The following is a 14,702-nucleotide window of genomic DNA, read 5'->3' as shown; positions in this document are numbered from 1 at the left end:
TTCAGTCAATTAACTGTTTAAGATGTTTTAACAACCAGGAGGTGTCAGCATATGGTGCGTTACATATTAGAAAGACTAGTGTATATGTTAATAACGTTGCTGCTTATTGCAACACTGACGTTTTTCCTGATGAAGCTTCTGCCGGGTACACCTTTGAGTGCTGCAGATAAGCTGTCGGAAGAACAGCAGGCGATCGTTTTGGAGAAATACGGTTTAAATGACCCTCTCCCTGTCCAGTATTTCAATTATATAACCGGACTTTTCCAGGGAGATCTCGGACTTTCGTTCCAATTTGATAATCGTGAAGTGACGACGATTCTGCTCGAAAGGATGGGCCCTTCAATGACACTTGGGGCACAGTCTCTGATTTTAGGAACGATTATCGGTGTCCTGCTAGGATTGCTGGCGGCGATTTATCACAATGGAGTCGTGGACTACGGTTCCACATTCATTGCTGTAATAGGTAAATCTATACCTTCTTTCGTTTTCGCAGGTATTCTTCAATTTTATTTGGGTGTTCAGTGGGGGCTTTTTCCAGTTGCTCTTTGGGAAGGCTGGGAGTATACAATCTTACCAACATTGGCGTTGGCGATCTTCCCAATTGCAATTGCCGCACGTTACATGCGGACTGAAATGCTGGAAGTACTCGGTTCCGATTTTATAACTACGGCGAGGGCGAAAGGAGTGAACAAGTTCGGAGTAGTATTCAAACACGGACTCCGTAACGCACTTATTCCGATTATAACCATTATCGGGCCGCTTGCTGTAAGTCTGATGACAGGTACACTCGTAATTGAGAACATTTTCTCGGTTCCGGGAATCGGTGAACAGTTCGTCAAATCCATCAACACAAACGATTACCCGATTATTATGGGAACGACCCTTTTCTTCTCGTTCCTGTTCATCCTTATCATCCTGATCATTGACCTGTTATACGGACTCATTGATCCAAGAATTCGACTGACAGAAGGAGATTAATTGAGTATGGAAAATCAGACACCTTCAAAAGATCTATTTGTACCGGTGGAACGCGAAAGTGAAGAGCAGCATGAGATAGGGAGACCAAGTCTTTCTTTCTGGAGAGACTCTATGATCCGTCTCCGGAAGAACAAGGGCGCAATGGCCGGCCTGATAATGCTTATCATAGTAACGATCATGGCGATATTCGGCCCTTATATGAACGAATACACTGCGAATGAGCAGGACCTATCGCGGTCTAAGATTCCTGCGAAAGTCGATGGTCTTGGGTGGCTCGGCCTCGATGGCACGCTTTCCCAGATTGAAGAAGGAGACACGGTGGAAGCTGCACGTTCGAGTGCGCTTGCCCGTTTCAGCAACGATGAAGAATTCACGGAAATAAATGTATTGAATGATGGCTCCGATGGCGGGGAAGCAAGAGTCGAAGCAGTACACGACCCATATGCAGCCAAAGGTATTGACTCTAACTTCTGGTTTGGAACAGACGGGCTCGGAAGGGATCAGTGGACGAGAGTATGGGAAGGAACAAGAATTTCTCTTTACATAGCTCTTCTTGCGGCTGCAATCGATATGGTGATCGGAGTCGCCTACGGCGGTATTTCCGCCTATTACGGCGGGCGTGTCGACAACTACATGCAGCGTGTCATTGAAATACTTACCGGTATACCGAACCTTGTCGTCGTCGTACTGATGATCCTCATTCTGGATCCGGGGATCATGTCCATTACCATTGCGCTCGTCATTACCGGGTGGATTCCAATGGCGAGAATAGTGAGGGGACAGGTACTGAAGCTGAAAAGCCAGGAATTTGTGCTCGCTTCCCAGACCCTCGGTTCCTCGGATAACAGGGTGATCAGAAAACACCTCGTACCTAACGTAATGGGACTGATCATCATTAATACGATGTTCACGATTCCATCAGCCATTTTCTTTGAAGCTTTTCTGAGTTTCATCGGCCTTGGGCTACCGACACCACAGGCATCTCTCGGTACGCTCATTGATGAAGGGTTCAAATCTCTGCAGATTTATCCGTTCATTCTGTTCTGGCCGGCGCTTATATTATCGATACTGATGATTGGATTTAACGTATTAGCAGACGGTCTTCGTGATGCATTCGATCCGAAGATGCGTGAATAGGAGAAAGGGGTACATCATGGATAACTTACTCGAAGTGAACAACCTGCACGTATCCTTTGATACCTACGGAGGCGAAGTGAAAGCAGTCCGGGGTGTGGATTTCAGTGTTAAAAAAGGGGAAACCCTCGCCATTGTAGGCGAGTCCGGTTCCGGTAAATCCGTAACAACGAAAGCTTTAATGGGACTTATACCAAGTCCTCCGGGCCGTATCAAAGAAGGGGAAATCCTTTTTGAGGGTAAAGACTTAACGAAAATGAAAGATAAAGAACTTTCCAAAATCCGCGGGAAAGATATAGCGATGATTTTTCAGGATCCGATGACTTCCCTGAACCCGACGATGAAAGTCGGCAATCAGATCATGGAAGGTTTGATCAAGCACCAGAAGAAGAGTAGAAGCGACGCAAAAAAAAGGGCTCTGGAACTTCTGGAACTCGTCGGAATCGCAAATGCTGAAGAGCGTCTTAAACAATATCCCCATCAGTTCTCAGGAGGGATGCGTCAGCGTGTAGTGATCGCTATTGCGCTTGCGTGTAATCCGAAGCTTCTTCTTGCAGATGAACCGACGACCGCTCTCGACGTTACCATTCAGGCACAGATTCTTGAAGTGATGAAAGATATTCAGAAGGAAATGGAGTCCGGTATCGTGTTCATCACTCACGATCTAGGAGTTGTGGCGAACGTAGCTGACAGAGTAGCTGTCATGTATGCCGGTAAAATAGTGGAGATCGGTAAAGTGGATGACATTTTCTACAACCCGAAACATCCCTATACGTGGGGGCTGCTCGGCTCCATGCCTTCGCTTGACAGTAATGACGACGAACTGTACGCCATCCCGGGATCTCCCCCGGATCTGATGCACCCGCCAAAGGGAGATGCTTTCGCTCCGCGCAGTGATTTCGCCATGAAAATCGATTTTGAACAGGAACCACCGATGTTCAAAGTATCAGATGATCACTACGCAGCTACCTGGCTTCTTCATGAGAATGCACCGGCCGTCCAGCCGCCTAAAAGTGTGCAGACTCGTATGAAAGGGACGACACAGGAAAGTGCGGGAGGAGATGGAGTATGAGTAAAGAAAAGCTGCTTGAGATCAACAACCTGAAACAGCACTTTAAAGCAGGAAGGAAAGGCGTCATCAAAGCAGTGGATGGCCTTAATTTCGATATATACAAAGGCGAAACTTTCGGGCTTGTAGGAGAGTCGGGGTGCGGTAAATCTACGACGGGCCGTACCATCATCCGCCTTTATGACGCAACAGATGGGGAAGTGCTTTTTAATGGAGAAGACGTACACAGTGTGAAAGATAAAAAAGAATTGAAGCGTTTCAATCGGGAAATGCAGATGATTTTCCAGGATCCTTACGCTTCTTTGAATCCCCGTATGAAGGTGGAGGATATTATAGCGGAAGGCCTTGACGTTCACGGACTTGCATCCAACGACCAGGAACGTAAAGAAATCGTTGTGAATTTGCTTGAAACAGTGGGTCTTAACGAAGACCATGCAAACCGCTACCCGCACGAATTCAGCGGGGGCCAGCGCCAGCGTCTCGGTATCGCACGCGCTCTGGCGGTAGACCCGAGCTTCATTATTGCTGACGAGCCGATTTCAGCTCTTGATGTTTCTATCCAGGCCCAGGTGGTGAACCTGCTTAAGAAACTGCAGAATGAGAAAGGACTCACTTATTTGTTCATTGCTCATGATTTGTCGATGGTAAAATATATAAGTGACCGTATCGGAGTAATGTATTTTGGAAAAATGGTTGAACTTGCAGATGCCGACGATTTATATGAGAACCCGATGCATCCGTATACGAAGTCACTGCTCTCTGCCATCCCTCTTCCGGATCCGGATTATGAAAGATCCAGAAGAAGATTCAACTATGACCCGAGTGATCATGATCAGAGTGAGGAACCTGAATTCCGCGAGGTGCGACCGGACCATTGGGTACTTTGTACGACCAAAGAAATGGAAAAATATCAACAGGATTATCCGGGTAAGTAACCGTGAGGACCGCTTCTCTTCTGAAGCGGTCCTCTTAAGTATAAGTTTTTTTATGAAAGTAATGGAAAACTATGGTCATTTAATAGGATTTTCGTATATAATAGAGGAAATGATGGCAGGAGATGGTAAAGTGAAATCAATATTGTGCAGCTTAATGTTCGTTATAATGGTAGTCTGCAGTCTTGCGGGGGCAGTTCAGGCGGAAGAAGGGGAAGAATTACCGGCAACGGATGTTTCAGGCAAAGAACTTGTCTCCGAAAAATACCCGTTTCCCGACAAAATTCAGCGTTTTATGCGCGAGTCGGAACTTTCATTTACATATCCCGATGCAGTAAGGGGAATCTATGTCACTGCCAATTCGGCAGCAGGGAAAAAAATGCCTGAATTGACTGAACTGGTAAAATCGACGGATTTGAATGCAATGGTAATTGATGTTAAGGAAGACCACGGCGAAATTATGCTCGAACCGCATAACGAGAAATATAAAAAAATATTCGAAGGTAAATACGATAGCGTGATGGACGATCCCGAGGCCATACTGAAAGATCTTGAAAAGAAAGGTATCTACCCGATAGCGAGAGTTGTCGTATTTAAAGACAATGTGCTGGCAGAAGAGAGACCTGAGTTATCTTTTACCAAAGAAAATGGGGAGATATGGACGAATGGGAAAGGGGAAGCCTTCGTGAACCCATTCAAGAAAGAAGTGTGGGAGTACAACGTTGAAGTTGCTAAAATGGCGGCTGATCTTGGTTTCCAGGAAGTTCAGTTCGACTATGTACGCTTTCCGGAAGGGTTCGCGTCAAGAGACGACGTACTTCAGTATGGAAGAGGGGATTACGATTCAGAAGGTGTGAGTGATGTCCAGCAAAGAGTCAATGCAGTGACGGACTTTGTAGAATATGCGAGAGAATCGCTCAGAAATTACAATACTGATGTATCGGTGGATATTTTCGGTTACTCGGCAGTAGTTCCCGAAGAACCGAATATAGGCCAGAATTTTTCGAAAATCGCCTCGAATGTCGATGTGATTTCCTCGATGATTTACCCGAGCCACTGGGGTTCTTTCTTTGGAATTGAAAATACAGATACAGAACCTTATAAGCTTGTTGAGGAATACGCTAAAGTGGAAAATGACCGATTGAAAACATTGGAAGAGCCGCCGGTTTCCCGGCCATGGATTCAGGACTTCGAAGCTCCGTGGTTATATTCGGGTCCGACGAAACAGTATGGAGTAGCGGAAGTGGAAGCACAGATCGAGGCTCTTAATAATAACGGAATCGAAGAATATCTTATCTGGAATGCAGGAAACAACTATACTGAGGGAGTGGACTATACTCCGTAATCAAAGATCCGGGCGCAGTTAAATTGCGGCCGGGTTTTCTGTTTATTTACTCCAATTTAACAAAAGAGCGGATTTCCGTTATAATAGAGAAGACTACGAAAAAGGGAGTAGATCGATGAACTGGTTTGAAAAGCTTAATCAGTATTTTCCAATTGAAGAAATGAAATCTCAGGAACATATGGAAGCTCTTTTGAATGAAAAGGGAGATTTATACTACAAAGATGAAGGGGATAAACACGTATTAATGTATGCCGAATTCCCGACTTTCGTCTTTATCGATTACGTGTATGTTTCCTCAAGCGCCCGGGGCGAAGGTCTCGGTCACAAACTGATGGACAGGATGAAGGAAAAGAACAAACCGATTATACTTGAAGTGGAACCGGTCGATTACGAAGATTCGGATACGGAGAAACGCCTCCGCTTCTATCAGCGTGAAGGATTCTCACACGCACAGTCTATTGGATATTCCCGGCGTTCCCTGGCTACGAATGAATGGAGCCAGCTTGAGATTCTGTACTGGTCTCCGGAAGATTACAGTGAAGAGAAAACATTTGAACAGATGAAACAGATGTATAATGAAATACACACGTATAAAGATAAGAAGTTTTACGGCAAATCCTACCAGCCGGTAGAAGAAGTTCTCCAGCTGGATGAAGAAAGGGCCGTAGACAACATGATTGATTCTCTCGATGCTAAAAAGAAAGTTTGAAAAGAGCTCCCGTATCAGTACGGGAGCTTTTTCAATGAAGGTATATTAATTGATAATGAAAACTTTGTGAACTTAATCGCTTGCGGGGTTTAAGTAGAGGTCAGACGTGGTATAATAGTATATGTAAGGCAAAACGACACCGAGCATCGCTACCTCAATTTCACCAGTTTTTTCGGGAAGCGATATGGATTTTCGGTCCCTATTGTGTTATACTGAACATAAGGATTTAATTAAAGTGATTTTAAACTGATAAACAATTTCGCTTGCAGATATTGTTATATTCCAAAAATGAGGAGTGAAGTCTCACATGGTTACACTTTATACCTCACCAAGCTGTACATCATGCCGTAAAGCCAAAGCCTGGTTAGAAGAGCATAACATTGGATACACGGAAAGAAATATTTTTTCAGAACCTTTGACTATCGATGAAATAAAAGTAATACTCCGAATGACTGAAGACGGGACAGAAGAGATCATATCGAAGAGATCCAAAGTGTTCCAGGAAATGGACACTGATTTCGATCAATTACCAATGCAGGAATTGTTCGATCTTATCCAGGAAAATCCCGGTTTGTTACGCCGTCCTATCATTATTGATGACAAACGGTTGCAGGTCGGATACAACGAAGATGAAATACGCCGCTTCCTTCCAAGGAGCGTTCGAACTTTCCAGTTGAAAGAAGCTCAGCGTCTTGTCAATTGATGTTAAAGGCTATGCCCCGATAAGAGGCATAGCTTTTTTATTAATCAATAATCAACGAACGTGAAAACGATAAATTTCGTTCCTTCTTATCTAGTGACAAAAGAAAGTAAATAGTCTAAAATATAATACCAACTTACATTTACTTTACGTGAAAGCAATTTATTTTGAAGCCGAGGGAAGGTATCCTATAATGAAGTCAACAGCACAGATGAATTATTCGAAAGCAGGGTGTAGACCGTTGCGGATTCGGGTACTGTGTTAAATAATAGAGCAGTCTCTTCAGCCTGTTATACTACCTCGAAGGGAGAGAGACGAAAATGGAAATAGAACGGATTAATGAAAACACTGTTAAGTTTTATATAACGTATCAGGATGTAGAACAACGGGGATTCAATCGCGAAGAAATCTGGTATGACCGGGAGCGCAGCGAGCAGCTTTTCTGGGACATGATGGATGAAGTGAGCGACCAGGAAGATTTCTCTCCGGAAGGGCCGTTGTGGATCCAGGTACAGGCGATGGATAAAGGAATGGAAATCATTGTAACAAAAGCACAACTTTCCCAGGACGGACAAAAGCTGGAATTGCCGGATGAGGAAGACAAGAACATCGACATTCCGATGGATGAGAAACTGGAGTCGTTACTGGAAAGTGAGCCTTCAGAGAAAAGCACTGCAGAAGATAAGAAAGACAATGAAGGTGAGAAAGAAGAAGAAAATAAAGAGCCGTTGTCCTTCGTTCTTCACTTTCCGGATATCGAGGATGTCATTCAGTTGAGCCATTACCTGACATTGCCGGACAGCGTTCACAATGCCTTGTACCATTATGAGGAAGGGTATTATCTAAGTGTTCGCTTCCAAGATGAGAATATGGATGATAGTATCCAGGAAAATTATTTAAGCCGTCTGATGGAATTCGGTTCAGAAACGAAGCACACTGTTCACGTCATTAATGAATATGGTAATCCTATATTTGAAGAGGATGCTCTAAAATCTATCAAAAAGCACTTTTCCGTTTAAGGAAAGTGCTTTTTTTTATGTCATTCGGAAGTCGTAAAAGAAAGCAGGATTTTCATAATGCGTGACGAATATAATACTTTGAACGGTGGTATAACTTTCATAAAGGAGATGAGACATGTTTTCAGCTTTAGATACACAAGGAACCTTGTTTTCTCTGTATAGACGAACGACAAGGGAAGTTGCACACCTCAAACATATAAAAGCTTTCTACTGTCCTGAATGTAAAGAAAGAGTGCGGCTCCGGCTCAGTGATAACTACGCTCCGCATTTTGCACATTTACCGGGAAATGCATGTGACCGTAAAGGGGAAACGCTCCAACATCATTCCGGCAAGGTACTTCTATACGAATGGTTGAGAAATCAGAATCTGAATCCTGTTCTGGAATATTACATACCCGCTATCAACCAGCGGCCCGACGTTTACGTGGAATGGAAAAATCGTAAGTTTGCTGTAGAATTTCAATGCTCCGTCATCCCCGCCGAAAAGATAGAACAAAGAACCGTAACGTATCGTGAGGCCGGTATTATTCCGATATGGATTCTGGCTGACGAGAAAGTGACAGGAGATTCCCGACGGATTTCTTCTTCAGCGTTTCTCAGGTCGTTTCTTTACGTATTCAATCTTCAACCCGTCTTCTACACTTTTTCTCCCCCCACAAAAACCTTCTCTATCATATATGTCCGTCAGGCCCTCTCCTCCGCAAAATGGCTCATCAGGAAACAGAGTCGCTCCCTTGAATATCTATCCTTCACTGATCTTTTCCGCATACGTACAGCCGACAAATCTCTTCGGCACTGGCTACAGACCGTCTATTATTACCGGACGACTCCCGCACCACGGAACTTCGGGAAAGAAAATGAATTCCGTCAGTTCCTTTATTCTAAAAATCTATCCCCTTCTCTTCTTCCTTCCGTATGTTTCCTGCCTGTAAGCTGTCAGCCTCTGTATTACGATATATCCGTCAGATGGCAGACGAAGATAATTCTTGCCATGTCTTCTTTGAAGCAGGGAGAGAAGGTGACCTGTCCGCCTGTCTCTGTGTCGGATGCAATCGGCAGCAGAAAGTTCAACCTTGCAGAAGCTTACATGGAGGAACTGGCGGACTTTGGATATGTTCAGAAAATAAAAGAAGGATGGTACAAAGGAAAAGGTGTCCCTTTCCCTAAAAACGTAGAGCAGGCTGTAAGGCAGGACAGGGAATTAATGATACAATTAAGACGAAAGGACGAATGGTCCTGAGCAGTATAGAATAAGGAGGCTTTTAAGTGGCACAGACGAAAGAACTTCCAAAACGCGAGGACGTGGCTGAAGAGCGCACGTGGAAACTCGAAGATATTTTTGAAACGGATGAGAAATGGTACGAAGAATTTGAGCAGTTAAAAAGGGAAGTGGAAAAGATCCCTCCATTTGAAAATACGCTCGGAAATTCAGCAGAGCGATTGTACGAACTGTTCGATTTTCAGGATCGATTTATGCAAAGGCTCGGGAAGCTGTTCACGTATGCACACATGCGCAGTGATCAGGATACGACGAATGCATATTACCAGGAGATGAATACGAAAGCTGAGACGTTACTTACTGAAGCGTCTCAGGCAATGAGTTTCATAGTACCCGAAATTTTGGCACTGCCTGAGGGAACGGTTGATAAGTTTCTCGGAGAGTACGAGCCGCTTAAATTATACGAGCACACGTTAAACGAAATCATCCGCCAGAAAGAACATATACTATCCGAGAAAGAAGAGAAATTGCTTGCCGGTTTTTCTGAAGTCGCAGGTGCTCCTGCTCAGACTTTCGGAGCTCTTAATAACGCCGATCTCACTTTCCCTTCCATAAATGATGAGAAGGGGAATGAAGTGGATGTGACACACGGCCGCTTTATCAATTTCCTGAAATCCGACAATCGGAAAGTACGGGAAGATGCTTTTCGTGCTATGTATGATACATTCGGCTCCTTTAAGAACACGTTCGCTTCTACACTCAGTGCTAACGTTAAGAAAAACAATTTCAAGGCGACGGTGCGTAATTACAGCAGTGCGAGAGAAGCGGCGCTCGATTCTAATAAAATACCGGAAACCGTCTATGACAATCTTATCGAAGCGGTACATGACCGTCTTGACCTTATGCACAGATATGTCCGTTTAAGAAAACGGGTTCTCGGACTGGATGAAGTCCATATGTATGACCTTTATACACCTCTGGTCAAAGATGTCGAAATGAAGGTTACGTTTGAAGAAGCGCAGTCGAAAGTGATAGAGGCCCTCAGACCTTTAGGTGAGGATTATACTGCAAAACTTGAAGAAGGATTCAAAAATCGATGGATTGATGTAGAAGAGAATAAAGGGAAAAGAAGCGGGGCCTATTCTTCCGGACATTACGGCACAAACCCTTACATTCTTATGAACTGGCAGGATAATGTGGATAACTTATTCACGCTGGCTCACGAATTGGGTCACTCGCTTCACAGCTACTACACGCATCAGCATCAGCCGTATCGTTACGGGAATTACTCGATTTTCGTAGCCGAAGTCGCTTCCACTACAAATGAAGCATTATTGAACGATTATATGGTGGAACAGACGGATGACGAGAAAGAGAAACTTTTCTTATTGAATAACTACCTGGAAGGTTTCCGGGGCACTGTCTTCCGTCAGACGATGTTTGCTGAATTCGAGCATGAAATCCACAGAAGAGAGCAGGAAGGCGAAGCTCTTACTGCAGAGAGACTGACAGAAATCTATTACAATCTTAATAAAAAGTACTTTGGAGACGATGCGTTTATCGATGAAGATATCGGCCTGGAATGGGCGCGGATTCCTCATTTTTACATGGGATATTACGTCTATCAGTACGCAACCGGCTATTCTGCCGCTACAGCTCTTGCAAGTCAGATCCAGGAGGAGGGAGCTTCCGCTGTGGAACGGTACAAAGATTTCCTTAAAGCCGGAAGCAGCGATTATCCTATTGAAGTCCTTAAAAAAGCCGGTGTCGATATGACATCCAAACAGCCGGTACTGGAAGCGCTCGACGTGTTTGAACAGAAGCTTGACGAAATGGAACGTCTGCTGGAAGGGTGATAGTTTGATTCTCCTGACAAATAAATAGTCGAAGTGAAAGATACTATCAGCTGGCCCCCGGTACAACACCGGGGGTTAAATTTACCCTCAGCCTCAGTCCATCCCTGCAAGCTCAAAACAACTGTACCGGCTGCGTTATTCTCGCTTATTGGTATTCGTCCCGCACGAGTGGCACAAAAAAATGGACATCTTATAGATGTCCATTTTTTTAACGTATATATTCCCAAAACACGCCGTGTTTCACAGGTATTTCCTGTACTTTCTGTTTCAGAACGAGTTTGCGCATTTCCCGTCGGGCTTCTTTTTCTGTCCAGTCGTAGACGACAGCGATTTCTTTGTTGGCTACGAACCGGTACTGGTTCATGAATTCTTCCAGGCTTGGTTTTAACGAAGGGGCCGGGTTCTGTTGAAGCATGTCTTTCAAAACTTTAACATAAATATGATATTCATAAAGGCCTGTGATTTTCAGACCGGCATCCTCTTCGGATTCGTTGAAAATAACGATTGTAGGGGTTTCGTCAACTTCCATTTCCTGTCTAAGTTTCATGTCATCCTGAAGTGCCCGCTTAGCGGTTTCGGAATGAAGATCCCGTTTGAACTCTTCCACATCTATATGACTCTTTTCTGCGCATTCTACCAGTATTTCTTCTTTGGAAACGTCCTGTTTTTCAAGGAATACATACTCCTGAACTTTTCTCAAAAATCTCATACCTGATTTCTTTCCCTGAAATTCGGCGGCTTTCACTGCAAGAGCCGTAGAAAGAGGGGAGTGGACCGGGTTTTCAATCCATACATCACCATCACAGCACATACCTGTGAGGGAAGTAGTCTGATCCCACTGACGCTTCAGGTTCTCGGGTTTCTCTGAGTGGCTCCGCTGCCAGGTGGTAAGAGATCCGCTTAATATGGGACGGATTTTGAAATATCTGCCGTACTCAAGCGTAAGTTTTTTGATGAAAGGTTCAAGAGACCAGCATTCGGGGCAGAGCGGGTCGACGAAAACGTAGATTTCGATAGGCCGCTTCTGCAAATTGAAAAAACCTTCCTCAAAGCCCTGGGATGTTTGATCCGCCTGGCTTAAGCTTCTCCAACTCACATAGATTCCCCTTTCTCGTCTTCCGGTGTATTCATCATATTGTTTGCTGTCATTGTCAGCCTCTCTAATATGATACGTTCATATGGCTGTTCAATACCGACCTCAAAAACGGCTTCTCTCATGCATGAAAGCCAGGCGTCCCTTCTGGTCGGCGTGATGGGAAAAGGCATGTGCCTGGCTCTCAGCATCGGGTGTCCATGTTCCTGAATGTACAGGGGCGGCCCTCCGAAAAATTGAGTCAGAAACTGTTTCTGCTTACGTTTTGTTTCGGTTAAATCGGCCGGGAAAATGGGTGTGAGCTCCGGGTGGGAGGCCACACGTTTATAAAAAGCGTCGACAAGTATCTGCAGCTTTTCGTCTCCGATCGCTTCGTAAATAGACCGATGTTCCTGGGGCATAATTCATCCCTTCCTATCTATATAATCTATTGTAGCAATGAGGAGGGGTGCCGACAACTAATCTGACCTGCCCCTCGCTTCATAGAATCGCTGAATTTTATTTTTCGCTTCTCTTTGAGGGATGGAAAACTTGGAGAGAAGCTCCTGAAAAACTCTCACACCCTGTTCCCGGGAATCGGCTTCGATTTCAAGTTCATAATCGTGTGTCTGAAAATAACGGCTGTAGTCAAGTGTCACTGTTGTCTTCTGATAACTGATTTCCCGTCTCCGGGTGGAAAGAGAACCGAGGTAGTACAAATCGCTGATATCGATTCCAAGATTATTAAGCCGTTTTGTAATGTTCGGCTGAGCGTGTCCTTCATTCCGGATCCACAGGTTGGCTTCGTATTCATCGATTTCATCATGAGTCTCAAGGAGGCCCTCAGGGTGAGGTTCTTTCAGAGTCATTGTCCATCCCGAACCTTTTTGACGTATACGAAGAGCAGCTCCATGCTGTTTCAAAAGAAGCTTTCCTGTTTCGAAATAATAATTGGTCTGATCAAAGAATTCGTCCGGATCAAACGGCAACTCCTCGAGCATTCTCTTATATTCTTCTTCCGTAAGCAAGTTTTTGAACTCAATCTCGATTTCCTGACTCACTACTTCACGCTCCTTCAGTAAAAAAATATGATTCGGCTGATGTATGCAGTCTGCTGGTTATGGTATTATGATACAATGGTTTTGAATAAAAAATCACTTCATAACTATTATAAATGAGTGATAAGGTGGTGCGCAGTATGAATTGGGAAGCCTTTTTTGCACCTTACGCCCAGGTAGTCGAGGAACTGAAAGTGAAGCTTAAAGGGATGCGGCAGCAGTATGATTTCGAGGGGGAAGAATCTCCGATTGAATTCGTTACTGGAAGGGTAAAACCAAAGAACAGCATTATTGAAAAAGCAAAAAAGAAAGCGATCAACCCTGAAAACATAGAAGAGGAAATGCAGGACATAGCCGGTGTCCGCGTAGTCTGTCAGTTTGTAAGTGACATTTATGTCATAGCCGCGATGCTGCGTCAGCGCAGCGATCTGTCTATTGTGGAAGAAAAAGACTACGTCACCAGTCAGAAAGACAGCGGCTATCGCTCCTATCATGTCGTTATTTTATACCCGGTAGAGACGATACACGGTCAGAAGAAGGTACTTGCAGAAATTCAGATCCGTACGCTTGCTATGAACTTTTGGGCAACGAATGAACATACGTTGAATTACAAATATTCGGGGCAGATTCCTCCGGAAATAAAGGCACGTTTAAGAAGTGCCGGGGAAGCTGCTTTCCGTCTCGATGAAGAGATGTCCAAGATCAAAGACGAAGTGTATGAGGCGCGGAAAGAATTTCGCAAGAAGGAGGAGTATAAAAAGAAAAACTCCCGGGAATAAGAAAGGTGGGAAAATGATGAAATTCGCTATTTTATCCAAAGGGGACCGCAAATCGAATGAGCTTCGGACGAAGATTAAAAATTACCTAGCCGAATTCAAGCTGGAATACGATGAGGACACCCCGGAACTTGTTATTTCGGTAGGCGGGGACGGAACGCTGCTTGAGGCGTTCCATACGTATTTACACAGGCTGGATGATACGGCCTTCATCGGTATTCATACCGGCCACCTTGGCTTTTACGCCGACTGGATGCCTGAAGAAGTAGAGAAACTGATTATTGAAATCGCCCGCACTCCTTTCCAGGTAGTCGAGTATCCGCTCCTGGAAGTGATGATTAAACAGAAGGAGCACGAGGAAGAAGAACGTCATCTCGCTCTCAATGAGTGTGCGATTAAAACGTCTGAGGGTTCTGTCGTAGTTGATATCGATATTAAAGGGGATCATTTCGAAACCTTCCGTGGAGACGGGCTGTGCATTTCTACCCCTTCAGGCAGTACCGCCTACAACAAAGCACTTGGGGGCGCGATTCTGCACCCGTCCCTGGAAGCGATTCAGGTGACCGAAATGGCGTCGATCAACAACAGGGTGTTCCGTACGGTAGGGTCTCCACTTGTATTACCTGCTCATCACACTTGTGTGTTCCGTCCACTTAATGAGAAAAGCTTTCTTTTTACTATCGACCATTTAACAAGAACGTACAGTAACGTCGAGTCTATTCAGTGCAGAGTGGCTAAAGAGAAAGTGAGATTTGCAAGATTCCGTCCTTTCCCTTTCTGGCGCAGAGTGCACGACTCCTTCATTTCCGATCAGTACAACGATGGGGAGTAACGG

15 protein-coding genes are annotated in these 14,702 nt (G+C 44.6%); 12 read left to right on the top strand and 3 right to left on the bottom strand.

Features of this window, described 5'->3' with window-relative positions:
- Window positions 1-51 precede the first annotated feature (51 nt).
- The 10 genes from opp3b (at window position 52) to pepF (ending at window position 10,961) form a co-directional block, all read left to right on the top strand.
- On the top strand, window positions 52-978 hold the full coding sequence (opp3b, locus tag AAV35_RS09315) for an oligopeptide ABC transporter permease (protein ID WP_008590090.1): 927 nt from the start codon (window positions 52-54) through the stop codon (window positions 976-978).
- Window positions 979-984: 6 nt separating this feature from the next.
- Complete coding sequence (opp3C, locus tag AAV35_RS09310; protein ID WP_008590089.1) at window positions 985-2,115, top strand: oligopeptide ABC transporter permease; 1,131 nt, start codon at window positions 985-987, stop codon at window positions 2,113-2,115.
- 16 nt (window positions 2,116-2,131) lie between these two features.
- A complete protein-coding gene (locus AAV35_RS09305) occupies window positions 2,132-3,184 on the top strand; it encodes an ABC transporter ATP-binding protein (protein WP_008590087.1) in 1,053 nt (350 codons plus the stop codon).
- On the top strand, window positions 3,181-4,116 hold the full coding sequence (locus tag AAV35_RS09300) for an ABC transporter ATP-binding protein (protein ID WP_008590084.1): 936 nt from the start codon (window positions 3,181-3,183) through the stop codon (window positions 4,114-4,116). The genes AAV35_RS09305 and AAV35_RS09300 overlap by 4 nt, the downstream gene beginning before the upstream one ends.
- Window positions 4,117-4,228: 112 nt before the next feature.
- The gene (locus tag AAV35_RS09295) at window positions 4,229-5,458 is read left to right on the top strand and encodes a putative glycoside hydrolase (protein ID WP_040609354.1); all 1,230 of its coding nucleotides are present in this window, start codon (window positions 4,229-4,231) and stop codon (window positions 5,456-5,458) included.
- A 115-nt stretch (window positions 5,459-5,573) separates the two neighbouring features.
- Window positions 5,574-6,167, top strand: coding sequence for a GNAT family N-acetyltransferase (locus AAV35_RS09290; protein WP_008590081.1), 594 nt, complete (start codon window positions 5,574-5,576; stop codon window positions 6,165-6,167).
- A 307-nt stretch (window positions 6,168-6,474) separates the two neighbouring features.
- Window positions 6,475-6,870: a transcriptional regulator SpxA gene (gene spxA, locus AAV35_RS09285; protein ID WP_008590078.1), complete on the top strand. Its 396-nt coding sequence runs from the start codon at window positions 6,475-6,477 to the stop codon at window positions 6,868-6,870.
- A gap of 317 nt (window positions 6,871-7,187) precedes the next feature.
- The gene (gene mecA / locus AAV35_RS09280; protein WP_008590076.1) at window positions 7,188-7,886 is read left to right on the top strand and encodes an adaptor protein MecA; all 699 of its coding nucleotides are present in this window, start codon (window positions 7,188-7,190) and stop codon (window positions 7,884-7,886) included.
- A 115-nt stretch (window positions 7,887-8,001) separates the two neighbouring features.
- Window positions 8,002-9,126, top strand: a complete 1,125-nt coding sequence (locus AAV35_RS09275; protein WP_008590075.1) for a competence protein CoiA — start codon at window positions 8,002-8,004, stop codon at window positions 9,124-9,126.
- Window positions 9,127-9,152: 26 nt separating this feature from the next.
- The gene (gene pepF, locus AAV35_RS09270) at window positions 9,153-10,961 is read left to right on the top strand and encodes an oligoendopeptidase F (RefSeq protein WP_008590073.1); all 1,809 of its coding nucleotides are present in this window, start codon (window positions 9,153-9,155) and stop codon (window positions 10,959-10,961) included.
- 208 nt (window positions 10,962-11,169) lie between these two features.
- Here pepF and AAV35_RS09265 read toward each other — a convergent pair whose 3' ends face one another.
- The 3 genes from AAV35_RS09265 to AAV35_RS09255 are packed head-to-tail and all read right to left on the bottom strand — an operon-like array spanning window position 11,170 to window position 13,094.
- Window positions 11,170-12,057 carry a ClpXP adapter SpxH family protein gene (locus tag AAV35_RS09265; RefSeq protein ID WP_008590071.1) on the bottom strand — a complete coding sequence of 296 codons (888 nt, stop codon included), beginning with the start codon at window positions 12,055-12,057 and terminating at the stop codon, window positions 11,170-11,172.
- A complete protein-coding gene (locus AAV35_RS09260) occupies window positions 12,054-12,455 on the bottom strand; it encodes a globin domain-containing protein (RefSeq protein WP_008590069.1) in 402 nt (133 codons plus the stop codon). The genes AAV35_RS09265 and AAV35_RS09260 overlap by 4 nt, the downstream gene beginning before the upstream one ends.
- A gap of 57 nt (window positions 12,456-12,512) precedes the next feature.
- Complete coding sequence (locus AAV35_RS09255) at window positions 12,513-13,094, bottom strand: CYTH domain-containing protein (RefSeq protein WP_008590067.1); 582 nt, start codon at window positions 13,092-13,094, stop codon at window positions 12,513-12,515.
- A 137-nt stretch (window positions 13,095-13,231) separates the two neighbouring features.
- Between AAV35_RS09255 and yjbM the strand changes: the two genes are divergently transcribed.
- Window positions 13,232-13,870 carry a GTP diphosphokinase gene (gene yjbM / locus AAV35_RS09250; RefSeq protein WP_008590064.1) on the top strand — a complete coding sequence of 213 codons (639 nt, stop codon included), beginning with the start codon at window positions 13,232-13,234 and terminating at the stop codon, window positions 13,868-13,870.
- Window positions 13,871-13,886: 16 nt separating this feature from the next.
- Complete coding sequence (locus AAV35_RS09245) at window positions 13,887-14,699, top strand: NAD kinase (protein ID WP_008590062.1); 813 nt, start codon at window positions 13,887-13,889, stop codon at window positions 14,697-14,699.
- Window positions 14,700-14,702 lie beyond the last annotated feature (3 nt).

This window comes from Salimicrobium jeotgali, from assembly GCF_001685435.2.
GTDB lineage: Bacteria > Bacillota > Bacilli > Bacillales > Halobacillaceae > Salimicrobium > Salimicrobium album.
This window is presented reverse-complemented; position numbering and strand designations above follow the sequence as displayed.